This window comes from Halobacillus yeomjeoni (assembly GCF_020171525.1).
Classification (GTDB): domain Bacteria; phylum Bacillota; class Bacilli; order Bacillales; family Halobacillaceae; genus Halobacillus; species Halobacillus yeomjeoni.
This window is the reverse complement of sequence record NZ_JAIVAI010000005.1, coordinates 124,250-146,918: the sequence shown is the minus strand read 5'-3', so window position 1 is coordinate 146,918 and position 22,669 is coordinate 124,250. Positions and strand designations below refer to the sequence as shown.

27 protein-coding genes are annotated in these 22,669 nt (G+C 43.0%); 8 read left to right on the top strand and 19 right to left on the bottom strand.

Translation table 11 applies throughout. The annotated features are described in order from the left end of the window. Nucleotides 1-38 precede the first annotated feature (38 nt). From LCL89_RS13685 to LCL89_RS13670, 4 genes are read left to right on the top strand one after another with little or no spacing between them, the layout of a single operon-like run. Nucleotides 39-794 (top strand): ABC transporter permease, encoded by a 756-nt coding sequence (locus LCL89_RS13685; RefSeq protein WP_224810552.1) that lies wholly within the window; start codon nucleotides 39-41, stop codon nucleotides 792-794. Then, nucleotides 791-1,591: an ABC transporter permease gene (locus tag LCL89_RS13680; protein ID WP_224810551.1), complete on the top strand. Its 801-nt coding sequence runs from the start codon at nucleotides 791-793 to the stop codon at nucleotides 1,589-1,591. Before LCL89_RS13685 ends, LCL89_RS13680 begins: the two co-directional genes overlap by 4 nt. Continuing rightward, a complete protein-coding gene (locus tag LCL89_RS13675) occupies nucleotides 1,588-2,547 on the top strand; it encodes an ABC transporter ATP-binding protein (protein ID WP_224810550.1) in 960 nt (319 codons plus the stop codon). Before LCL89_RS13680 ends, LCL89_RS13675 begins: the two co-directional genes overlap by 4 nt. Next, nucleotides 2,544-3,188, top strand: a complete 645-nt coding sequence (locus LCL89_RS13670; protein WP_224810549.1) for a TVP38/TMEM64 family protein — start codon at nucleotides 2,544-2,546, stop codon at nucleotides 3,186-3,188. Before LCL89_RS13675 ends, LCL89_RS13670 begins: the two co-directional genes overlap by 4 nt. A gap of 35 nt (nucleotides 3,189-3,223) precedes the next feature. Here the strand turns inward: LCL89_RS13670 and LCL89_RS13665 are convergent, their stop codons facing one another. From LCL89_RS13665 to LCL89_RS13640, 6 genes are all read right to left on the bottom strand, one after another. Further along, entirely contained in the window at nucleotides 3,224-4,309 is a 1,086-nt protein-coding gene (locus LCL89_RS13665; protein ID WP_224810548.1) for an FAD-dependent oxidoreductase, read from the bottom strand. A 55-nt stretch (nucleotides 4,310-4,364) separates the two neighbouring features. Further along, nucleotides 4,365-4,682, bottom strand: coding sequence for a thioredoxin family protein (locus tag LCL89_RS13660; protein ID WP_224810547.1), 318 nt, complete (start codon nucleotides 4,680-4,682; stop codon nucleotides 4,365-4,367). Nucleotides 4,683-4,757: 75 nt separating this feature from the next. Further along, a complete protein-coding gene (locus LCL89_RS13655; RefSeq protein WP_224810546.1) occupies nucleotides 4,758-5,573 on the bottom strand; it encodes a DUF368 domain-containing protein in 816 nt (271 codons plus the stop codon). A 130-nt stretch (nucleotides 5,574-5,703) separates the two neighbouring features. Next, nucleotides 5,704-7,224, bottom strand: a complete 1,521-nt coding sequence (locus LCL89_RS13650; protein ID WP_197318233.1) for a glycine betaine uptake BCCT transporter — start codon at nucleotides 7,222-7,224, stop codon at nucleotides 5,704-5,706. 196 nt (nucleotides 7,225-7,420) lie between these two features. Next, nucleotides 7,421-8,728, bottom strand: coding sequence for a DUF2254 domain-containing protein (locus LCL89_RS13645; protein ID WP_224810545.1), 1,308 nt, complete (start codon nucleotides 8,726-8,728; stop codon nucleotides 7,421-7,423). A 20-nt stretch (nucleotides 8,729-8,748) separates the two neighbouring features. Next, the gene (locus LCL89_RS13640) at nucleotides 8,749-9,318 is read right to left on the bottom strand and encodes a nucleotidyltransferase domain-containing protein (RefSeq protein WP_224810544.1); all 570 of its coding nucleotides are present in this window, start codon (nucleotides 9,316-9,318) and stop codon (nucleotides 8,749-8,751) included. A gap of 107 nt (nucleotides 9,319-9,425) precedes the next feature. On the opposite strand from LCL89_RS13640, the gene LCL89_RS13635 reads away from it, so the two are divergent. Then, nucleotides 9,426-10,925 carry a BCCT family transporter gene (locus LCL89_RS13635; RefSeq protein WP_197318236.1) on the top strand — a complete coding sequence of 500 codons (1,500 nt, stop codon included), beginning with the start codon at nucleotides 9,426-9,428 and terminating at the stop codon, nucleotides 10,923-10,925. Between the two features lie 44 nt (nucleotides 10,926-10,969). On the opposite strand, the gene LCL89_RS13630 is transcribed toward LCL89_RS13635, so the two are convergent. The 5 genes from LCL89_RS13630 to LCL89_RS13610 all read right to left on the bottom strand — a co-directional run bounded on the left by LCL89_RS13630 (nucleotide 10,970) and on the right by LCL89_RS13610 (nucleotide 13,236). Beyond that, nucleotides 10,970-11,149, bottom strand: a complete 180-nt coding sequence (locus LCL89_RS13630) for a hypothetical protein (protein WP_224810543.1) — start codon at nucleotides 11,147-11,149, stop codon at nucleotides 10,970-10,972. A gap of 92 nt (nucleotides 11,150-11,241) precedes the next feature. After that, nucleotides 11,242-11,853 carry a metal-dependent hydrolase gene (locus LCL89_RS13625; protein WP_224810542.1) on the bottom strand — a complete coding sequence of 204 codons (612 nt, stop codon included), beginning with the start codon at nucleotides 11,851-11,853 and terminating at the stop codon, nucleotides 11,242-11,244. A gap of 148 nt (nucleotides 11,854-12,001) precedes the next feature. Further along, nucleotides 12,002-12,286 (bottom strand): iron-sulfur cluster assembly accessory protein, encoded by a 285-nt coding sequence (locus tag LCL89_RS13620; RefSeq protein WP_224810541.1) that lies wholly within the window; start codon nucleotides 12,284-12,286, stop codon nucleotides 12,002-12,004. A gap of 178 nt (nucleotides 12,287-12,464) precedes the next feature. Further along, nucleotides 12,465-12,881 carry an organic hydroperoxide resistance protein gene (locus LCL89_RS13615; RefSeq protein ID WP_197318240.1) on the bottom strand — a complete coding sequence of 139 codons (417 nt, stop codon included), beginning with the start codon at nucleotides 12,879-12,881 and terminating at the stop codon, nucleotides 12,465-12,467. 67 nt (nucleotides 12,882-12,948) lie between these two features. Beyond that, nucleotides 12,949-13,236 (bottom strand): YkvA family protein, encoded by a 288-nt coding sequence (locus LCL89_RS13610; protein WP_224810540.1) that lies wholly within the window; start codon nucleotides 13,234-13,236, stop codon nucleotides 12,949-12,951. A 220-nt stretch (nucleotides 13,237-13,456) separates the two neighbouring features. On the opposite strand from LCL89_RS13610, the gene LCL89_RS13605 reads away from it, so the two are divergent. Then, entirely contained in the window at nucleotides 13,457-14,008 is a 552-nt protein-coding gene (locus tag LCL89_RS13605; protein ID WP_224810539.1) for an NADPH-dependent FMN reductase, read from the top strand. Between the two features lie 81 nt (nucleotides 14,009-14,089). Here the strand turns inward: LCL89_RS13605 and LCL89_RS16850 are convergent, their stop codons facing one another. Beyond that, nucleotides 14,090-14,698 (bottom strand): lytic transglycosylase domain-containing protein, encoded by a 609-nt coding sequence (locus LCL89_RS16850; protein ID WP_318245626.1) that lies wholly within the window; start codon nucleotides 14,696-14,698, stop codon nucleotides 14,090-14,092. A gap of 588 nt (nucleotides 14,699-15,286) precedes the next feature. Between LCL89_RS16850 and LCL89_RS13595 the strand changes: the two genes are divergently transcribed. Further along, nucleotides 15,287-15,484: a hypothetical protein gene (locus tag LCL89_RS13595; RefSeq protein ID WP_197318243.1), complete on the top strand. Its 198-nt coding sequence runs from the start codon at nucleotides 15,287-15,289 to the stop codon at nucleotides 15,482-15,484. 60 nt (nucleotides 15,485-15,544) lie between these two features. Here the strand turns inward: LCL89_RS13595 and LCL89_RS13590 are convergent, their stop codons facing one another. The 7 genes from LCL89_RS13590 to LCL89_RS13560 all read right to left on the bottom strand — a co-directional run bounded on the left by LCL89_RS13590 (nucleotide 15,545) and on the right by LCL89_RS13560 (nucleotide 21,753). After that, complete coding sequence (locus tag LCL89_RS13590; protein WP_224810538.1) at nucleotides 15,545-16,426, bottom strand: diacylglycerol/lipid kinase family protein; 882 nt, start codon at nucleotides 16,424-16,426, stop codon at nucleotides 15,545-15,547. 34 nt (nucleotides 16,427-16,460) lie between these two features. Continuing rightward, nucleotides 16,461-16,928 (bottom strand): GNAT family N-acetyltransferase, encoded by a 468-nt coding sequence (locus tag LCL89_RS13585; protein WP_224810537.1) that lies wholly within the window; start codon nucleotides 16,926-16,928, stop codon nucleotides 16,461-16,463. A gap of 23 nt (nucleotides 16,929-16,951) precedes the next feature. Continuing rightward, on the bottom strand, nucleotides 16,952-17,254 hold the full coding sequence (locus LCL89_RS13580; protein WP_224810536.1) for a GNAT family N-acetyltransferase: 303 nt from the start codon (nucleotides 17,252-17,254) through the stop codon (nucleotides 16,952-16,954). A gap of 295 nt (nucleotides 17,255-17,549) precedes the next feature. Beyond that, the gene (locus LCL89_RS13575) at nucleotides 17,550-17,696 is read right to left on the bottom strand and encodes a hypothetical protein (protein ID WP_197318247.1); all 147 of its coding nucleotides are present in this window, start codon (nucleotides 17,694-17,696) and stop codon (nucleotides 17,550-17,552) included. After that, nucleotides 17,696-19,135, bottom strand: coding sequence for a carbon starvation CstA family protein (locus tag LCL89_RS13570; protein ID WP_224810535.1), 1,440 nt, complete (start codon nucleotides 19,133-19,135; stop codon nucleotides 17,696-17,698). Before LCL89_RS13570 ends, LCL89_RS13575 begins: the two co-directional genes overlap by 1 nt. Before the next feature lie 141 nt (nucleotides 19,136-19,276). Further along, nucleotides 19,277-20,011 (bottom strand): LytR/AlgR family response regulator transcription factor, encoded by a 735-nt coding sequence (locus tag LCL89_RS13565; protein ID WP_224810534.1) that lies wholly within the window; start codon nucleotides 20,009-20,011, stop codon nucleotides 19,277-19,279. Continuing rightward, a complete protein-coding gene (locus tag LCL89_RS13560) occupies nucleotides 20,008-21,753 on the bottom strand; it encodes a sensor histidine kinase (protein WP_224810533.1) in 1,746 nt (581 codons plus the stop codon). Before LCL89_RS13560 ends, LCL89_RS13565 begins: the two co-directional genes overlap by 4 nt. A 103-nt stretch (nucleotides 21,754-21,856) precedes the next feature. Between LCL89_RS13560 and LCL89_RS13555 the strand changes: the two genes are divergently transcribed. After that, the gene (locus LCL89_RS13555; RefSeq protein ID WP_224810578.1) at nucleotides 21,857-22,639 is read left to right on the top strand and encodes a carbon-nitrogen family hydrolase; all 783 of its coding nucleotides are present in this window, start codon (nucleotides 21,857-21,859) and stop codon (nucleotides 22,637-22,639) included. Nucleotides 22,640-22,669 lie beyond the last annotated feature (30 nt).

The following is a 22,669-nucleotide window of genomic DNA, read 5'->3' as shown; positions in this document are numbered from 1 at the left end:
TATACGGAATGGTGGCTGCCATTCACCAAAGTTTTTCAGTGAATAATCAATGGACCCTGCAGAATTATATCCAACTGTTGGAATCAGAGCGCTTTGTCGCTTCCACCATTTTCAGTTTGAAGACATCCTTGGCAGCGACTCTTATATCTTTGGTTATCGGACTCCTGCTGACCAGATATTTTTATACATTCTTAGAAAGAAATACGCCCCGGCTGATGGTATGGCTGCCTATGTTATTCCCCCACTTCGTTTGGGGATACATGGTCATTTTGGTTTTATCCGAGACGGGCGTGGTTTCTCAGATGCTCCAAGCTGCTGGCTGGATCTCATCAAGTTCGGAATTTCCTGTATGGACGCGGGATTCGCAGGGAATCGGAATTATCATCACTTATGTATGGAAAGAGGTTCCATTCGTCATCCTTATGCTACTTCCCGTTTATTCGTCCATAAAGTCCGAGTACCATGATTTAGTAAAAACCCTCGGCGGAAACAGATGGCATCGATTCAAGACAGTAGAGTGGCCTCATATTTTACCTGTATTCATTGAAACTTTCTTGATCGTTTTTTCATTCACCCTGGCTGCTTACGAGGTCCCTGCATTGCTTGGGACCACATTCCCTGAAATGTTGTCGGTCTTGAGCTACGATTGGTTTTATGGCAGCAGCTGGGATGACAGACCGTTAGCTTTTGCAGCGATGGTTTTGCTCAGCCTCGGAGTTATCCTTCTGACTGCTGCTGCATATCTGTTTTTGAATAAGAAACGTTGGAAAGCTATGAGAGGAAGATCTACATGAGCACCAAGAAAACCACATTCCTTCTCTTAGCTTCTGTGCTGTTCATCGCTCCTGCACTGATATTAGTATTGCAGAGTTTGAGTAAGACATGGCGGTTTCAAGCCGGAGAAGGGTTCACATTCAGTCTAAACAGTTATCAAACACTACTCTCCGATCCTAACTTGTGGACTGCAACATTTTGGTCGTTCACAGTAGGAAGTGGTGTATTGATCGTAAACTTGATCATAGGAATTTTGACAGGAAAAGCTTTAGCCATCCTATCCTTCAAAGGAAAGTCATGGGTTGAAGTTCTTTTGCTTACCCCGATTTTAATTCCTGTATTAGCAACCGCCATGGGTTTGCACTTATTCATGATACGAGCAGGACTTGCAGACACGGCTGCAGGAGTCATGCTGATTCATTTGGTCCCTACGATTCCATACAGCATTAAAATTTTTCATAACTCCTATAATCAGATGGGACGTTTGATGCTTGAACAGCCTGCCATTCTCGGGGCATCACCGGTCAGACAATTATTCACGGTCGAGTTGCCCTTGATGAAACCGGCTGTTCGAAGCGTCACCTTTTTAACGATCGTCATCAGCTTAAGTCAGTATGCGATCACCGCCATCATCGGAGGCGGGCGCATCATCACTTTACCGATGGTTTTTTACCCGTTTTTAGACACCGCGAATGCCTCGATCATGGCAGCTTTTTCCGTATGGTTCGCCGCGCTGCCGCTGTTGATGTATGTGATGGTTGAATTATTGATGAGGTTCTTGCCTTATTCACAAACCCTCAGGAGGAATCGGACATGACTCTTACACTAGAAGTGAATCAACTAAAAAAACAATTTCATGACAAGTCCATCCTCTATGATCTCTCCTTCGAACTTCATAAAGGAGAAATCCTAAGTATTGTCGGGCCCTCGGGCAGTGGAAAAACAACCCTTTTAAGGATTTTAGCAGGGCTTGAAGCTCCTACGGATGGAAGCATCGTCATGCAGGGAAAAAATATCACTGACAAAAAAGCAAATAAACGAAATGTCAGTCTCGTTTTTCAACAGCCTCTATTGTTCCCTCATATGACTGTAAAAGAAAATATCAGATATGGAGCAAAGATCGCTAAAAAAGATTTGAAAAAAACAGATCAACTTTTAAAATCGATTGGACTGGAACTATACGCGGATCATTACCCTTCTGAACTATCAGGTGGACAGAAACAAAGGGTTGCACTGGCGAGGGCAATGGCAACAGAACCCGATGTCATCCTGTTTGATGAACCGTTCAGCAGTCTCGACCCGAAACTTAGGCAGGAGATGAGGTATTGGGTCCGTCAGTTTCTCGTAGAACGATCGATCACTTCCATTTTCGTCACCCACGATATCGACGAAGCAATGATCATGGGGGATCGGATTGCATTGTTTCACGAAGGGACATTTCAGCAAATCGACCGATTGAGTACATTGCATGAAGCTCCAGCGAATGCCTTTGTAGCCCGCTTCCTCGGTGGACATTTAGTCATTGATTCTGACCATTATGCTCCTCTCAGCTCTTGTTACCTCTCAGCATCTGATGCGGGGGAAGACCCACGTACATTTGAGGCTGCAGTACAGCAGGTCACCTATCAAAATGGACAAGCCATCGGTCACATCTACGTAGACGAGCTTAATGAAAAAGTGTCCTTACCAATCAAGCACTTTAATCATAACGACCGAATTAAGCTTTATATAGCGAAATCTATGATTCGCAGGTTTGGAGGAAGTCACCTATGAAAAAGAAAAGCATCATACGCGCTCTTCTATTTGTCATTGCGTTTGTAGCAGTCGCATGGTTTGTTCGTCAGCGATTTGATGTGACTGCAGATGGAATCAGGGAGTACATCTTATCTTTCGGCATCTGGGGACCTATCATCTTCATGGGGATCTACGCCATAGGACCGATTGTCGTATTCCCTACCTCCGTCCTATCCCTGGCTGCCGCATTCGCATATGGGATATGGCCGGGCATGCTCTACATCGTAATCGGAGCGACAGGGGCAGGAATTACCGGGTACATCATGGGACGCTTTTTCGGTGATTCAGTATTGAAATTCCATGAGTCCAAGTGGGCACAGAAAATTTACCCGAAAATGAAAGAGCAAAGCTTCCTTTATGTGTTCATCCTAAGATTGATTCCGATTGTCGGATTTGATATTTTAAGCTATCTGGCAGGGATAACCCGGGCGAAATTCGGTGCCTTCGTACTTGCAACCGTATTGGGAATGCTCCCGGGGACTTTCGTTTATAGTTTGGTAGGTTCCAGTCTGGCAAGTGGGAACACCACGTTGATATTCATCGCTCTCACTCTTTTTACGCTTTTACTCGTGGTCACTTTCCTTTTCAAAAACAAAGTACGAAGCTGGTTGAAAATATAAAAAATGAACGTCAGGTCCAATGTTGGATCTGACGTTCATTTTTTGTATTTATCCATGAATTCCCGGTCTATTTTGTTTTTGATTTTCCACGCCCGGTGACTGTGATGGACCAAAGGACCATAGATGAAAAACCCTTTTTTCCCGCCTGTAGATAGAATATACAATGCCTTTTTTTGAGGATCATATTCTTTTAGAGGTTCTCTCTTTAAGTAATGGTTCAAATTTTCCCATAAAACAGGTCCCTGGCGGACAGCATAGACACCGCTTTTGGCCAATTGAGGATACTCTTCCATCGTGACGCAATCACCCGCTCCGAACATGAAGTCATAGTCTTTGAATTGAAGTGTCGACCGGACAATTGCAAAGCCTCGATCTTCAATGCTTAAGCGAGACCTTTTAAATATGTCATCCGATATCGCCCCACCCAGCCATAAGACGCCCGTATGACGGATCTTATTTCCTTTATCGGTCTTGATATGGTGGTCTTCCACTTCTGCTACACGTTCACCTTCCCAAAGTTGAATGCCTTTCTTCTCAATCAATGACTTCAGTTTTCCAGATGTACGTTTAGATGCATCAGACAGTACTTTTTCGGCAGTGACGACACGAACCTGCCCTGGTATTCCGTGTTTTTGTTTATACGCATGAATGGACATGGCAAGCTCTGTACCCGCAGCCCCGCCTCCGACGATTAATGGATGCGTGGAAGAACGAAGCTCGTCCATTTGATGGATGAATTCATAGTTAGGTTTGATCGAACGGGCGATTGATTGGTCATACTCAGAAGGCAGACTTCTGGACCCGATATCAAAACTGATTACATCGAAAGGGTAAACCGAACCATCTTCACATATCAATTTCCGATGATCAGGGTTCACTTTCCAAGCTTTTTTTTGTATAAAATGAATTCCCGCACTTCGTGCATATTCTTTCACATCAATACGAATGTCCTCTTTTTCATACAAACCCTCCGTATAGCCTGAAAACATTCCAGAATAATATTGATAACGCGACGGAGTAATCAGACACACTTCCAGCTCTTGAACCGCTTCATTCTTCAGCTGCCTCATAACCTCCATGTGAGAATGGCCCGCTCCTATTAATAATAATCTCTTTGACATCATCGGCACCTCTCGATACAAAACGTCCACATGGGGGCCATGTGGACGTCGGGATTTACAAGTTCGCCTGCAAAAATTCCTGTACTTCTTCAGGGGTTTTCGCATTCGCGCTATGCAAGTGAGCCATCTTCTTCCCTTCTTTGAAAATCAACAAGCTGGGGATTCCCATGACTTCATATTTTTCTGCCGTTTCTGGTAGTTCATCACGATTTACCGTGTACCAATCGTATTGGTTATATTCCTCCAGGATCTCACCGATAAACATGTCCATACGCTTACAATCCGGACACCAATCTGCTTCAAATTTCATGATGACAGGGCGGTCACCAGCAATCTTCTCGTTAAAGTTTTCTAAAGTATGAATAGATTCCATTATGAATTCTCCTTTACAATCAATCTGTCTACACCTCATGATAATCGGTCGAGGAGCTTTTGTCTTATCATCTGCTTAATTATATTCTACGCGTCCAAGCAGCCAAGCCGTCAGCAATCCGCTTATGAAAGTAATAATGCTTACAATCCATAGGATAAGCGTGCCCGGAACTCCTGGAAAGATGACAAAGACTGATCCTATGACTAAACCGATGATGACAGCGAATGTACCGATCGTATAATTGTCCAAAAAGAATTTAACAATTTTGCTCATCACTAGAATTCCGAATAAAATACCCAGCCCAACGACGGCAATAATATCGATTTTAAAATCAGAAATGCCACCGACTACTGTCGAGTACACGCCGATGACCAGCAATATGAATGACCCACTGATACCAGGAAGAATCATAGCACTGCTTGCGAGCCATCCTGAGAAGAATAAAAGCAGGTAAGTCGATGAATCAAGGTCCTGGATCTGTCCGCTTTCCCCCGTCTGGAACACGGCCATGGAAGCGACGATTCCGGCCCCGATCAACAGCAATACATAATGTTTCACTTTGAATGTCCGCTTCATATCAGCTTTATGTGCTAGATAAGGAAGGACACCGATAATCAAACCTAAGAAGAAAAATTTTGTCGGATCCGGATAGTGCTCGAACAACCATTCAATCAGACTGGCCAAAAGAATGATGGATATAGAAACCCCCATCCCTAAGGGAATAAGAAATTTCAAATGCTTTTTCCATTCTTTACTGAACACACCATTAATAGCTTCAATCAACCGATCATAAATTCCTAACACGACGGCAATGGTACCTCCACTGACTCCAGGAACGACGTCACTCGCTCCCATAAGCATGCCGCGGTAAATGTTTCTCCATTCCCACATAATTATATACTCCTTCTCTCTAAATCATACCTATCCTATTCTATCAAACATTTATAAAAATCCTAGAATACTTTCAACAGGTTGTCCATAAAAAGAAAGGCCCAGATTCCAACTGGACCTTCTCACATTCCTATGCTGAAGTCTTCTCTTCCTTTCCACTCTCTTCTTCTTCCAGCATTGCTTTATCCGCACGCAATGCTTTATATAGAGACACGACCATCAATATCATGATGAAGGAAAACGGAAAAGCCGCTGAAATCAGAGCGTTTTGTAACGCCTGCAATCCACCTGAATATAAGAGTACAGCTGCCATGGAAGACTGGATGATTCCCCAGACGAACTTGACCATCGTCGGAGGGGTTAGTGAACCATTGGTCGTTTGCATACCTAGTACGAATGTTGCTGAGTCTGCTGAAGTAATGAAAAAGGTGCCGATCAGCGTCATAGCGATTATGGACATGATCAAACCTAATGGATAATTATCAAACATTCCGAACATCGTTTGTTCGGTAGCTAAGGATGCCAGGTCTGTCTCTCCATTCTGCTGAACTTGAATAGCAGAAGAACCGAATGTAGAAAACCATAAGAATCCTACTACAGAAGGTACAAGCAGAACCCCGGAAAGGAATTCCCTGATTGTACGACCTTTGGATACACGTGCGATAAAGATTCCGACGAACGGAGACCAAGCAATCCACCAGGCCCAGTAGAATACGGTCCAGTTGTTGATCCATGTCCGGTTTTCTTCACTATTCGGAGCCATTCTGAAACTCATGGATGGAAGCTGCTGCAAATAAGCTCCTATCGTATCTGTAAACATGTTCAAGATGAAAAGTGTTGGACCGACAATGAACATAATGACTACCAATGCCAGCGCTAAAAACATGTTCGTGTTACTTAAGTACTTGATTCCTTTGCTTAATCCTGTGTAAGCGGAAATCATGAATAATACAGTGACCACTGCTATGATCGCCAATTGTACACCAAAGGAGTCTTCAATCGGTGTCAGGAATGTCAGTCCTCCATTGATTTGAGAGGCACCGAACCCTAAGGTCGTCGCCACACCGACAATCGTTGCAAAAACAGCGATGATATCGATGAATTTGCCCCATGGACCATCCATCTTATCTCCGAAAATCGGTTTTAATGTGGCACTGATTAATACTGGAGCCCCTCTTCTGAATTTAAAGTAGGCCAGAACGAGAGCTACGATTGCATATATTCCCCAGGCATGGACACCCCAGTGGAAATAGACAAAGCGCATGGATTCGTTCAAGGCAGCTGCCGTGCCTGTATCTTCCGTAGGCGCATTATTGGCATAAAAATAAATCGGCTCAGCTGCTCCCCAGAATACAAGACCGATCCCCATTCCTGCACTGAACAACATCGCAAACCAAGTCGCATAGTTATAATCCGGTTTATCATCTTTTTTACCAAGTTTGATTTTTCCATACGGACTGAAAATCATGTACACACAAAATAACACAAACCCAGTAACGACCAATAAGTAATACCAGCCAAAGTGGACAGATAAATAGGTTTGAATTTTTCCTGTAATAGCTTCTAAATTACCCGGGGCAACTGACCCCCAAACTACTGCGAATAAAGCAATAGCTAACGTTCCCCAAAATACAGACGTAACCTGCTTCATCTTCTTCTCCTTTCTTGATACTTGATTATTTGATGAAGAGACGAGCGGAGAAATGTGTTCGAGGCATGTATATCGAATACCCATATTTAGAAAATATAAACAATAAATCGACGAATTTTGAGGGGAGATAATAAGCATCCAAATATGAATAAACATACAAAAATGCCCTTACCTACAAAGGTAAAGGCATGAAAGGTTACTGAATCTTCTCTTCTCTGCATACTTCCTCCAACTTCTCTGCCTGCTTTTCCAAGAAGTCGATATCCCAGTCATCCATTTCTGTCCGATCAATAGAGTTCAGAATTGTTTCACCGAATTTCCATACTTCCTGCTTTACTGTACTGTCCTGTGTCGCTGCCAGTTTATATAGTGCTTCTAATACACCTGTCATGACGGCCAGGTCATGCTTTCCATAGATACGTATCAAATAAAAGCTTTTAAATAAATAATCCCGGAACAAACGTGGATTCATCATGAACCTCAGCTGTTCTTCCTCATCAGAATAATAGCGGATCGGTTGATAAACAGACGCAAGCTCCGTTAATAATGAACCAATCCGGTTAATGCAATTCACAGCCGTATGAGGATCGTTGATGCTGGGGGATATAGCCTTCACTGCGATTTCAACCAGCTTTTGGATAGAAAACTCGATATCCTGTTCATCCGTCCTCTCGTTCCCAATGACGATGAAAGCCAGACACTCTTCTATGGATGACTGCTCACCATCGTTCTGATACCAGCAATAAAAGATCGGCATCCCTTTTTGAATGTAATCCCCGATCTGGAAGTTCGCTTCTATAATCATATGGTTTTGCTTCGCCCATCCAATGATAGATTCGATTCGGACGGCCTGGAGGTAGCCGGATCTCTGTGCATATACCGGACGTTTTTCTTCTTCATTTAAGTCATCCAATTCATTTTGGTCCCAGGTGGATGACTGGTAAAAATCTTTTTCCTCAAAAGTGGATTGGATCAATGAAGATCCACTCTTTCTAATTTGACCGATGAGGTTATTGACCTGGACGAAACGAGATGAGTGATGGATGAAGATGATGAAAAAGGCTAAACAGACTATAGATAAGAGGACGGTAAGAGTAGGGCTGAGCAGACCACTTCTGTCACTCCCTAGTATTAAAAGGTTGATCAATGAAAAAATGAATCCTAATACATAGACCCCCAATACATGTTGAGTCAGCCGGTTTTTCATAAAGTCCTGAAGTGTCCGGGGTGAAAACTGTGTGGTGTAAGTCGTAAGAACAACCATGATGGTAGAGAAGCTGATCGTCGTCATGGTCAGGATAGAGGTAATCAATGCCCCATATAAAGTTTGAGCTACACTTTTCTTCGTCAAAAGAATTTTCGGCAGTGATTCTTGAAATTGAGAGACGAGCCAGAAATCCAGCGTGGAGGTCATCAATACCAATAATAACGAAGAAATTCCATATAAAGCTGGAATATACCAGAAACTGTTGCGGATACTGACAGCTCGTTTTTCCTTGTTCATAGGCTGACCTCCTTTATAGTTTAATACAATAATCTTTCCAGCCATTGATGATGAGGGTGATGATGCATCAAGGATTGTTTCAACCATTCCTTTTGATGTTCGTTCAAGTATACAAAAATGTTGTCAAAATCCTCGAGGTCCCTTTCTCTCGTATGCTTCGCTTTGTGCAACAAGACAATTTCAGGGTTCAAATAAGGAATTCCCTGCTCTGATTGGAGGTTCATTCTAGTAATGGGAAAAGTGATTTTTTCATTCCTTCTGAACTTCCACCTGTCGTGTTTCTTTTCATTCAGTAAAAACTCTATCTCCATCCCCTCTCCACTGAAAGCATGAATTTCATGAAGTGGAGGAGAAAGCCATTGTTCCTTGTCCCAGGGAACCGGGCTCTTATCTTTCATATAAACGGCTTCCCATCCTGACAACTGGGGAAGAAGTAGGCGCTGGTCCTCTCGGAAAATGGCTATTTCTATATCTTTATGTTCCCTGGTTTGTTCTCCGATGTGAAGGTCTACAGCCCACCCGCCGGCAATCCACCACCTACCACTATATTGGTTCATCCAGTTTTTCAAATACAGACATTCATCAAACATGACGTCCCTCCTTCGTCATTCGTGTAAAGGCCCTTTGTAAATGTTTTCAAAAGGAAATTAAAGGGAATAAATCCACTGATTAAATAAATTTTAAGAAAGGAGATTTTATGAAGAGACAATTGAAGAACCCTGTATTTATCATATCCGCTTCCATCGTGTTCATCCTTGTTATTCTTGGAGCATTCAACCCAAGTGGATTCGGAAGTGTAGCGACGACTTTATTCCAGTTTACCACTGTTAACTTCGGATGGTTCTATTTATTGTCTGTATTCGGATTTGTCATCTTTCTTGTCGCCCTGGCTTTAAGTAAATATGGCAAAATCAAAATCGGTCCTCCAGACTCCGAACCCGAATACCCTTTTTTTACATGGATCGGAATGTTATTTTCTGCGGGATTCGGGGCGGGCCTCGTATTTTGGGGTGTAGCCGAACCGATGAGCCACTTCTTCACCACTCCTTTTTCAGAGTTGAACGCCCAAACGGAAGAAGCCGCGCGGGTAGCGATGGGGTACGCATTTTTCCATTGGGGAGTGAACCAATGGTCCGTTTTCGCGATTGTAGGATTGCTGATTGCATACCTGCAATTCAGGAAAAACAAAAACGGTCTGGTTTCTACTGCACTTGAGCCGGTTCTTGGAAAGAAAAAAACGGTGAAACATACGATCGATTCTTTAGCAGTAATCGCAACTGTCATGGGAGTCGCCACTTCACTGGGACTTGGAATCCTGCAAATGAATGGCGGATTAAAAGCCGTATTCGATGTGCCGAACAGCATCTGGGTTCAGCTCATGATTACAGGCGTCCTATTAGGTCTATACTTAATCTCATCCAGCACCGGACTCAATAAAGGGATCAAATGGTTGAGTAACATCAACCTGGGACTCTGCCTCCTATTACTTACCTTTGTCTTCATTGCGGGTCCTACAGTTTTCATCCTGAATAGTTTCACTCTCGGGATTGGTGATTATATTTCAAACTTTGTCGGTTACAGCTTGCGCCTGACCCCTTATGAAGGCGGAAGCTGGTTAAGAGAATGGACGATCTTTTATTGGGCCTGGGTCATTGCATGGTCTCCGTTCGTAGGGGCTTTTGTTGCACGCGTTTCCCGTGGACGGTCCATCAGACAGTTCATTTTCGGTGTACTAGTAGTCCCACCTGCCATTGCATGCTTTTGGATTGCTACTTTCGGAGGAACTGCATTGAATAGTGACTTGAACCAAGGGACGGAAATCGCAAAAGCCGTCAACAACGATGTGACCGTTGCGTTATTCGAAACCTATCAGCATCTGCCGATGACAGAAATTCTATCTTTATTGTCCATCTTGCTGATCGCCACCTTCCTGATCACTTCAGCAGATTCTGCCACTTATATCCTGGCAAGTATGACGACGAATGGCAGTCTGACCCCCGCGCTTCCTATCAAGATTATTTGGGGAGTTTTAATGGCGGCCATTGCCGGGGTACTCCTTGTGGCTGGCGGATTGAACGCCTTACAAACCGCTTCCCTCGTCTCTGCCCTGCCGTTTACTGTTGTCATCATTTTGTTCGTGTATGCATTTACAAAGATGATTCGAAAAGAATCGGTTACACAGAGCAGCGAACATTAAAAAAAGCGGTCACCTTCAACCGGTGGCCGCTTTTTTTACTAGGTTCATCCAATCCCGGAATCTCCTGGATCATTCGCCTCTGTTCGATCGAATGAATAGATGTTTTCTATGCTGTCTTCTGATAAGCTCCCTTGCAGGTCGAAAGATGAATGAGAACTACCGCTTATAACTATTCCTAATACCATGACTGTGACTGCTATAAAAAGATTGAACCGCTTCTTCATGTTTCTTCCCTCCCTTTGCAAGTGTCTTATAATGAAGATTCTTTACCACTAGTGTATTGAAGTTCCAACTTAAAGTCCAAGCATTTATGTAATCAAAAAATAGTAGAAGTCAAAAACCATACATTCCATACAATCAAGCTGAATACCACTAAACGCTCCATATCGGATCCAGTCTTGAACGTTAATATAAACTGCACATGTTTTTTAGAAAGTGGATACGCTAACGGAATGCCTTTCACAGTTATGTAATCCGCAAACAAATGGGAAACGACCCCAACAATCAAACCACTCAAATAAAGCCATGGAATCATGAACACCTGCTGCAAAATGATGCTGTAAACGATTAATACGCCTACAAACAGTAGAGAATGTGTCATTTTACGGTGCCCCCGAATCATGATCAAAACAGGCAGCAAAAGCATGACAAACACTTTCACTTCTTCTCTGTAGCGGCCGATATATTCTGGTATGAACAAATATATCAAGAGTGAAGCAGCAAATATTGTCATTAATCCTCTCCAAAACTTTTGTCCAAGCTTTGATGCAGGCGTATCGATATCCGGAAGTAAAGACCCGAACATGACAAACAATAAAAAAAGCACAGTTTGGAATGGTCTTTCTGTTACGATTCCTAACTGAGGGAGCAATGTCAAAGCACCAACCCCGAATGTAAATCCTACGACTTGATGTCCTGGAGCCATCATGATGTTAAAAATCCTTTCTATTTTTGATATTGCTTCTTCAGCATATCAAAATCTTTTATGTCATTTTGGTTAACTGGAATCTAAGATGCAGCCATGTCGGTGAGATTCCAAATAAAAAAGCCCACAAGGGTCAGCGTGGGCTTTGAGCTCAACAGTCTTTTTCAGGCAGGCCAAGCATTTGAAACTTAGGCCCTTCCATAGTCGCTTTTCCTTCTATCGTCAGTTTTTCAGTCAAATGGACAATTCTCCGGTCGATGGCGACGGGAATGGAATTGATATGATGGAGTTCATCATCCGCTTGCGGCTCACCGATCGTCATTCCGATATCAGGTTCTCCACATCCATACCCTGCAAAAAATAGTCGTAAGCAGCCACCTTCTTCATCTTCTAAGATCTGATGTAACAAATCGCGTGCTTGATCGGTAATTTTCATGATTGTCCTCTCCTTCGACTATAAAATACCATATTCAGGTATGAAATATGAAATGAAACACTCTCTCCTCAATCATTGTGACGGTCCTTTCCATTATTACGAATGACCTGGTCCTTACAAGAATAATAAGTCAATAAAAAAAGACTCCAGATTTTATTCTGGAGTCTTTGGCTTTGTATTATACAGCTTGAGGTTTCAATTCCACGTCGACATTTCCTCTTGTCGCTTTAGAATATGGGCAGACCTTATGAGCTTCCTGAGCCAGTTCTTCCGCTTCTTCCTGGGAGACGCCTTTCACTTTGATGTTCAAGACTACTCCGATTTTGAAACCATTGTCAGCTTCATCTTTCAATAAGCTGACATCTGCAGTGATTTCAGATTCAATTTCTTTCTTTTTATTGCTGGCTACAAGATTAAGCGCACCATCGTAGCACGCGGAATATGTAGCAGCAAATAGTTGTTCAGGGTTCGTCCCTTTTTCATCACTCTCACCCGGCATAACCAGATTAAGATCAATCAAACCGTCGTCAGATTTCACGTGTCCATTTCTTCCGCCTTGAGTTGTTGCGCTTGAAGTAAATAATACTTTACTCATCCAAATCACTCCTCAAAATTTTTTCATTCTTTACTTCTTACCTCTGTTAAAGAATCCTTAAACCTGTTTAATCCTGTTTCATATCAAGTTCGTCGACGAGCGACGGTGGTGCTACCTTTACCATCCATTGCATGATATAGGTGAAAACCGCCACATCATCCAGAAGACCGAAGAATACTAGAAAATCCGGGATGATATCCCATGGGAATAAAATATAAGCAATCAGAAAAGTGACTGATATCCATTTCTTTTTCCCACTTACTTCCTCTGAACGGAAGAATCGAACGAGGAAAGGAATCGATTTTCTGATATTGAACACGAACTTGATTCTTCGCCACAAGCGTAACACGACCATTCACTCCTTCCAAACCATTCTGCTTATCCATACCCTTTTCTTCTGGAGACTACCCCCTTTAGTCACAATTGCTTAAATAATGCGTATGCTTTAACATAAGAATAAAAGTTGGGCGGTTTAACACCTGTTCACATCATAGTTTTTTTCTTTTTAATGGGAACCATAGGAATGAGAGATTACATAAAAAACACCTGAAGAAATTGAAGGGGAGAACCATATCATGAAGATTTTATTGTTAAATGGTACGATCGTCGGTAAAAAAACACGGACTTTACTTGAAGAGATAGATAAATATATTGAAAAACTTCCACAGAGTCACGACACTAAGATCATCGATTTAGAAAACTATGAAATGCAGTTTGTGGATGGGCGCCCAGCCGAACAGTACAATGAAGATATGCAGACGTTGATTAAAGAAGTGGAAGATGCGGATGCTTACGTCATTGCGACACCTATTTTCCAAGGATCGATCCCAGGAACACTGAAAAATCTCTTCGATGCTGTTTCTCCACTTGCCATGAGATACAAACCAGTCTCAATAGTGGCTAACGGTGGCACCCTTCAGCACCATTTGGTCATCGAAAATCAATTGAAACCGATTTTGAATTATTTCCGTTGTATGGTGACCCCAAACTATGTTTACACCCACACGAACCATTTTTCCACGCAGGGAGAATTGATTGATGAAGATGTCCGAAACCGCTTGAAAGAAATGACACGTGTTTTCAATCAATACATGCAGATGAGCCGGGAAATCGAGCCTGATAAATAAAAAAGACCTTGTCACCCGTTAAGGTGGCGAGGTCTTTTTTGCAAAGTTATTTGTTGATTGGCGGCTCTTTAATATCGAGCCTCACCCCAATATTTTACGGACATAATTCTCCGTTTCTTGGAATGGCGGGATGCCTCCATATTTGTCCACATTTCCTGGTCCTGCGTTGTAAGCAGCAAGAGCCAGCTTTTCATCTCCATCATAACGGTCGAGCATTTGTTTCAAATATTTCGTCCCGCCCATGACATTTTGTTCCGGATCAAAAGGATCCATAACCCCGAGTCCCTTGGCGGTTGCGGGCATCAACTGCATCAATCCCTGTGCCCCTGCGTGGCTGACAGCATTCGATTTGAAATTTGACTCAGCACGGACCACCGATCGGATCAACTGCCGGTCGACTCCATAACGATCTGCTGCTTTGTCTATGATTTGGTCAACTGTCGTTGGAGCATCGTCAGCCCCTGACTTTTCAACCTTATCAATTGTATACGTATGTATGAGTGGAGTTTGGTTAAAGGTACCGAATTTGGCAGGTTTAACGGAAGTCCTCGATTGACCATTTTCCAGATGTGAAGCCATTGTTGCTTCCAGTATACTTTGGAAAGTCAAATCCCGCATTCGGCTTGAAGTGCTGTCAAAAGAATTTCCACTGAACATCGACATGACTTGCAAGTGCATCCAATGATTCATCTTATTCACGTCCATCTGTCCACCTCACCCTCAATGATTACTTACATAGTAACCTATCCATCTTTTTACAACAACACTTAATTAGCCGTGTTTTCTTCCAAATAAAAGAAAAACTTGTGAAAATCTCTGACGAAAACCTTAAATGAATGACCACTTTCCATCATTTTTTTCCCAAAGCAGACCAGGGGGATGAAATGGTACAATGAAATTATCAAAAGAGAAAATGCAGCATCAAACACCATAAAAGGGTCCTCTATGCCCTATTTTATGGTTAGTTTATTGCTGCACATTCTGGTCTGAAGTGCGACGCTTTGGTACTCTCTTTTGTCTCTTACGTCGAATCACCCTAGTATCTATTTTTCCCCGCCAGGAAAAATAGACCTGTAGATTTCATGGTAAGTCTCCCTTCAATCGAAGGAGCGATACCATCCCCTTTTTGATCATTCAAAAAGGGGATTTTTTTTGTGCAAAATGCTGGATATAAAAAGCGTCAACCTCCTTTACCAACAGACATACAATTTTTTTCTCTATTGATAAATATTGAAAATAAACCGAGCATATATTGGTTTTAAAAGGAGGTGGATAATAATGGACTTCAAAAACGATTCGAAAGTGTGGCTTTATTTTTTGGCTGTCCTCTCTGGATTTGCACTGATTTTCTTATCTGATGAAAATGTCGGTGAATTTTTCAGCGAATTGTTTAAGTACGTGGGAATCATCGCAGCTGCGGTCTTTTCATTTGTCATCATATTCTTTGGTATATTCAGTTTCTTCAGAAACAATTAGCGTGAAAACAATCAAAAACTGGATCAAGCGCTTAAGCTTGATCCAGTTTTTATTTAGTTCTTATTTGACGATCACTTGTATGTGAGCCGGCTTCACTTCAATGGCAGCGGGTAAAGGGTCTCCCTCTTCTCCATCGACGTTGGTCGTCAATTGATCTGGAGAAGAGATATGAAGGTTTTTGGTTGCGAAATACTCCACCTGATCCTCATTTTTCAAATTCCCTTGCAGAATGGAGGATACGATGGATGCCAGCCGAAGCATACTGACATCTTTAATGACATAACAATGCAGATGCCCATCATTCACTTCAGCTTCAGGGGCAAGGCTTTTAATGCCTCCTGTAGAATTCGTCAAGGCAGCAAGAAATAAGAAGGAGTCTCCTTCCCACGCCTTATCCTCGTATTCGATCCTAAGCGGATAACTCCGTTTGGCTTTTAAAGTTTTGAATCCTTCCATCACATATGCAAGAGGACCAAACTTCGTCTTTTGTTCGGGTGTCACCTCATATGTAGCTTCTGCCACGGATCCTACGGCTACGATGTTAACGAAATATCGATCATTGAACTTTCCTATGTCCACCGATTTTGTACGGTCGGAGCGCAGGAACTCGACTGCCTCCGCAGGGTCAAGTGGAATTTGCAGCGCACGGGCAAAATCATTGACTGTCCCTAAAGGAATGATTGCTAAAACAGGACGGTGCTCTTGATCCACCATTCCATTGATGGTTTCATTCAATGTTCCATCCCCACCTAATGAAACAACAAGATCAAATTCCTGCTTACAGGCATCTTGGCAGAACCTGGTGGCGTCTAATTCTTTTTCTGTCATCGATACGATGACGTCATAGCTCTTTTCTTTCAATATTTCTTCAATTCGATCGATGTAATTGACTGCTTCTTCCCGCCCAGAAGAAGGGTTTACAATAATCATGGCTTTTTTCATTAAAAGGCCCTCCTTCCTTTTTTATACGGAATGATTACTCTTTCTTGTATTCATATTTAGTCCTGACGGTAATGAACCCGACGCTTTCCATAAAAGCATGTACTTTCGGGTGTCCCGCCTCGAGACTCAATTGGATGGTGGATATGTTATGGGACCAGAACCACTCAAACATATGCTTACATAGTTCTGTTCCAAGACCTTCTCTTCGGTAAAATTCATCAACGAACAATTCTTGTAGAGTACCTGTTCGACCTTCATTTTCATCCGCTTCAATGATGCCCATGATATATCCTACGACTTTCCCTTCCACTTCCACTACAAATACCTTCTGGTCAGGACTGTCATTCATGAATTGATCCGCCGCCCAGTATTTCCGATGTCTCAGTCTTTCATCCAGTGAATGTTCAGAGGGCAGGTCTTTATAAATTGCATGAAAAAAATCAATTGCATAACGGGTGAAGTACATAAGGTCATTTTCTTTCAATTGTCGAACTAAGGCCATAAACATCTCTCCTCCCGGTTTTCCTATCCGTTCCAGACTACATGATATTCAGGCGTCTCCTTGATGATCTCTCTAGCGAACGAACAAACAGGATCTATATTCAACTTATGCTTGCGCGCATAATTTACTGCATAATCCACTAATTCTGTTCCAAGACCCTGGTTCCTTTCATTTGGATCGACGACAGTGCTTGTAATCGTCATTGTGTCTCCTTCATGTTCAAAGGCGAGATATGCCTTCGGATGTTCAGGATCACCTATATAAAAACGTCCATTTTCTTCAATAACTTCAGAGTTCATCCAACCTCTCCTTTCTACTCTATCCATACCCTTTATACAATCCTCTTATGCAATAAGAGAATGATTTAAAGTGTGTATGAACGTTCAGTCTATGAAGCAGAGTTCCACGCAGGAAAACCACCGAACACACTCTTTAATAATCAACAGGCTCTGTTAAAGTAGATTGTTTATATTTAAACGATTTCTTACTAGTTCACATCCCGTCACACTAATTCTTCTACGGAAATAGTGTGACGGGATGTGAAATAACAACATTAAGTATTAACAGAGCCAAACAATAAAAATAAACAACACCCACCAGAACTTTTGGTGGGTGCTGCTTTTAAAAAATATAGAATCCAATCGCTGCAAGGACAATTATCCCGCTCGAAAGCTTCAGCCAAAGAGGAATGCGTTCAGACCCTTGATCATTGATCTGCTCCTCTTGTTCTTCTACTTGTTTATGATAGTTCGGGCTGCAGCATCCCATCAGGCGGTCGACTTCAACTCTTCTTCAAGAGGAATCTCTCGTTGTAAACCACGACGGGCGGCTAGGAAGAAGGCTGTAACTACCGCCAGGGTAATGATTGCAGCAAGGATATAAGATGCATTCAATGATAATCCGAAACCTATCGGAGCATTCAGAATATACGTGAATGTGGCCATCGTAATGAATGTCGCAGGTACTGCAGCAATGAAGTAGTTCTTTCTAGATAAGAACAAGTACATGGCTCCTACCCACAAAGCGATGGCAGCTGTCGATTGGTTTGCCCAGGAGAAATATCTCCACAACAGCGTAAAGTCAATCTTTGTAAGAATGAATGAAACGACGAACATTGGTACCGCAATCCACATACGGCTTGCCACTTTTTTCTGTGAAACTTTCAAGTAATCTGCAATGATCATACGTGCACTTCGGAACGCCGTATCCCCTGATGTGATAGGCAGAATGATGACACCAAGGACAGCAAGCGTACCACCAATAGCACCAAGCATAGAAATAGAAACTTCACTTACAACTGCCGCAGGTCCACCATTAGCAAGGATTTCGTTTAATCCAGCTGAACCGTTGAACAGGCTCATCGCCGCAGCGGCCCAAATCATTGCAATGATACCTTCTGCGATCATCATGCCGTAAAAGATTCGACGACCTTGTTTCTCCTGTTGCGTTGTACGGGAAATGATCGGTGATTGTGTGGCGTGGAAACCAGATAGAGCACCACAGGAAATCGTTAAGAACAGCAGCGGGAAAATCGGTGCATTATCCGGGTGCATGTTCGTGAAGCTCAACTCCGGAATCGGTGCTCCTGTAAAGACTAGTGAAGCCCCTACACCTAATGCACTGATCAATAGCAGAGCTCCGAAAATCGGATAAAAACGACCGATGATCTTATCGATAGGAAGCATCGTCGCCAATAGATAATAAGCAAAAATAGCGAAAAGAATGATCGGCAGCGTCAACCAGCTGTTCATCATGTTGTGCAGCAGGTTTGCAGGTGCTGTCACAAACACAGTACCAACCAAAACGAGCAGTAAAATTGCAAATGCATTAACTACGTGTTTCATGACTTTCCCTAAAAATTTACCCGCCAGTTCAGGCAAGTGAGCCCCGCGGTTTCGAATAGAAATCATACCAGTCAAATAGTCATGGACGGCACCCGCAAAAATCGCTCCGAATACGATCCATAAAAATGCGACCGGACCATATAGCGCTCCAAGAATCGGACCGAAAATCGGACCCACTCCGGCAATATTCAATAATTGAATCAAGGCATTTCTCTTCTGCCCCATAGGTAAATAATCGACACCATCTTTATGTGAGTACGCAGGCGTCTGGCGTTCTTTAACTCCGAACGTTTTTTCAACATATTTACCGTACGTGAAATAACCGACAACTAATAAAGCAATGCTGACAAGAAACGTGATCAATGTGTTTTCCTCCCTTAGCGTTCGTTGTAATCGCTTACATAAAGCTTACCAATATAACGCTTTCAAAAGGGGACTTTTGGTCTAAGATGTCGAAATCTGCGTTTAACATGCAAAAAAGCCGGCCCGAAAATTGGGCCGGTCTTACAATTCCAGTCTTTCCCTTAAATCTTTGACATAATTCCGACTGACGGATAGTTTTTCCTCAATGCCGCGAAGCTCCAGCTGATAGGCCCCGTTGAACCAAGGGCTCAATTTCTCGACATAATCCAGATTGACGATATAACTTTTGTGAATCCTGAAAAAAGAGAACTCCTGAAGTCGCTGCTCCACTTCTTTCAATGTCCATTTCGTTTCATACTCAGAAATTTTACCTACAATCTTAGTAGAACGATCCTCTCGGTAAATGTATACAATTTCATCAGGGTCCAAATAAATAATTTCTTCATTTCCTTCCACTGCTAACTTAGAAGGTTTAACTCTCTGCAGCTCATCTGGTGATTGCGGCCTAAGCTTCTTCTTCAACCGCTCGATGGCATCACTCAGCTGTTCTTCTTCATAGGGCTTCAATAAATAGTCAACCGCATCGTGTCTAAATGCTTCAACAGCGAAATCAGGATGGGCTGTAGCAAAAACGATATAAGGCACGTGTTTCAGTTCCTGCAGTGAAGCGGCTACTTCCATTCCTGTCATTTTAGGCATTTCTACATCCAAGAAGAGGACATCCGGATGCATTTGAATAGACTTCATAAGTGCATCATCACCAGAAGACGCTTCGCCAACGACTTCAATACACTCAAAACTCTTTAAAAGAAAAATCAATTCTTCACGGCTGAACCTTTCATCATCGACAACTAATGCCCTGATTTTCTCCTTCAAGCCGGCACCTCCTCTTCTTTGTGTGGGATCAGGAAAGATATTGTGGTTCCATGCCCCGGTTGACTCTCTATATGAAGCTTGGCCTTTTCACCGTGCATATGCTCCAACCTCTTATTAACATTGTATAACCCCAGTCCTGTCCCTTTCGTGGAATCTACTTTGGATGCCCCCAGCCCTTTCAAGCGGTCTCGGTCGATTCCACTGCCATTATCCATCACAGCAATTTTCACACCCTCTTCCACACCTTCAATCCGTATAGTAATCTCAGCTTCGCTTTGCTGATCATTTATGCCGTGTTTGATGCAATTTTCCACTAGAGGCTGCAGCGTCAAAGGGGCGATTTTGGCATTCAAAGCAGAATCATCGATTTCATAAGAGACATGAAGTTTATCGACAAATCTGGTTTCTTCGATCAACAAATACGATTTCACATGACGAAGCTCTTCTTCCAGTGTCGTCCACGTTTTTGTCGTTGCTCCCAGGTTTTGTCTGAAAAACTTGGATAATGCAATCAATAATGAACGAGCGCGCTTGGGCTCACTGCGCGTAAGTGAGACGATGACATTGAGTGAGTTGAAGAGAAAATGCGGATTGACCTGGGCTTGAAGAGCTTTCACTTCGGCTTCACGGGCAAGTTCCTGTGCTTTTTCTGCTTCTGCAATTTCCAACTGCTGACCTAACAAGGCACTCAAGCCTTGGATCAACTCCAATAAAACATTGGAAATTTCTTTTTCTGAGTGAACATAAAACTTCAAGGTTCCGACCACTTCATTCCGGCGTTTCAAAGGGGCAATGACTGCAGCGCCCAAGGGGCACTTCGGATGTTGACAGTTGATGTCCTCATGCTTCGCCACGACCATCTCACCTTTATGGATCACTTGACGCGTGGCATTGGTCAATATTGTTTCGCCAGATTTATGATGATCATCTGCCTGTCCGACATGGGCCAGGATAGTCTCTTGGTTCGTCATCGATATCGCACTCACATCCACTTTTTCATAGATGATCTGACACGCTTTTTGAGCAGAATCAGCCGTCAAACCTTTCCTTAAATAAGCGATGGTGGATTCCGCCAGCTTCAATGCTTTTTGAGCTTGAAGTGCTCCTGCTTTTTCCTCTTCATTCAGAACATTACGGATGATCAATAGAAACAGAGCAGCACCGACTCCGTTCGCTGCAATCATAGGCAACCCTATTTCCTGGACCAGTTCCCAGGCGCGTGTATAAGGACGTGAGACTGCCAGTATGATGAACATCTGGATCGTTTCAGCGAGACCTCCGACCAATAAAGCCGTTTTCAACTTCAGCGGCTGATCTTTTTTATGAAAAAAACCAGCGATGATTCCTGCCACCACCGCTGATACGCCACAAGCGAATCCTGTAAATCCACCCAGCGAAAAACGGTGAAGACCTGCGATCAATCCAGCTCCCGCTCCGATCCTGTAGCCACCGAATAGTCCAGCGGCTACGATACCGATTACCCTTGAATTGGCAATCGCTTCTGATTCTCCAAGATCATAGGCCCACCGTCCGAATTCAAGGGAGTTCGTATCATAGGTGATCCCTGTGTATGTGCCGATAATTCCAAACAAACCAAAAAAAGCGATTGCCATGTATTGCTGTTCAACGTTCAATGTCTTCCGGTCTATCAACTCCCGGAAAAACTTGAAACGAGTGATGATGAAGGCAACCGTAACGATGATGCCGAGACGTTCCAGCATCGGAAGAAACAATTCGAACATCCGTCTCGTCCTCTCCGTTGTATTTGTTTCTATTGTAGCATGCTTGAAAACGTTTCATACAAATGGAATAATCTTGGTAAAGACGAAGGAACGAGGTGCTGCAATGACGATGAAAATAGCCATCATCCAAATGGACATCGCTTTTGGCGATCCCGAAGCCAACCGTGCAGAAGCTGAAAGAAAAGTTCAAGAAGCGGCAAGGGAAAAAGTTGATGTGATCGTTCTCCCCGAACTATGGACTACCGGGTACGATTTAAGCCGCTTTGATGAGATTGCAGAAAAGATGGACGGTCCTACCCATCGATTGTTGAAAGAACTCTGCCAAAAATACAAGTTAGCCATTTTAGGATCTGTGGCGGAAGTGCAGGGAGAAAACTATTACAACACTCTCGTGGGCTATAACAGTGAAGGAACACGTATCCTTCACTACCGAAAAGCTCATCTTTTCCGCCTGATGAATGAGGAAAAGTACTTGGAATCAGGAGATACCAAAGGGAACTTCAGTATATTGAACCATAAAGCCGCCGGTGTCATTTGTTATGACATCCGTTTTCCTGAATGGATGAGAACACACATGCTGGACGGTTCCAAAGCTCTTTTTGTCGTAGCAGAATGGCCGAAGCCCAGGGTGGATCATTGGCGCAGCCTGTTGATCAGCCGTGCCATTGAAAATCAATGCTTCGTCATTGCCTGCAACCGGGTAGGTTCAGACGATAATAACCGGTTCGGGGGTCATTCTATGGTGATCGATCCATGGGGAAATATAGTGGCCGAAGCTGGCGGCCACGAGGAAATTCTATACGCGGAAGTCGATTTATCAGATGTCGAAGAGATTCGTGAACAAATTCCGATTTTCCAAGATCGACGTCCTTCCTTATATGAATAGAGAAAATAAACAACCTATAACACTTAAAAA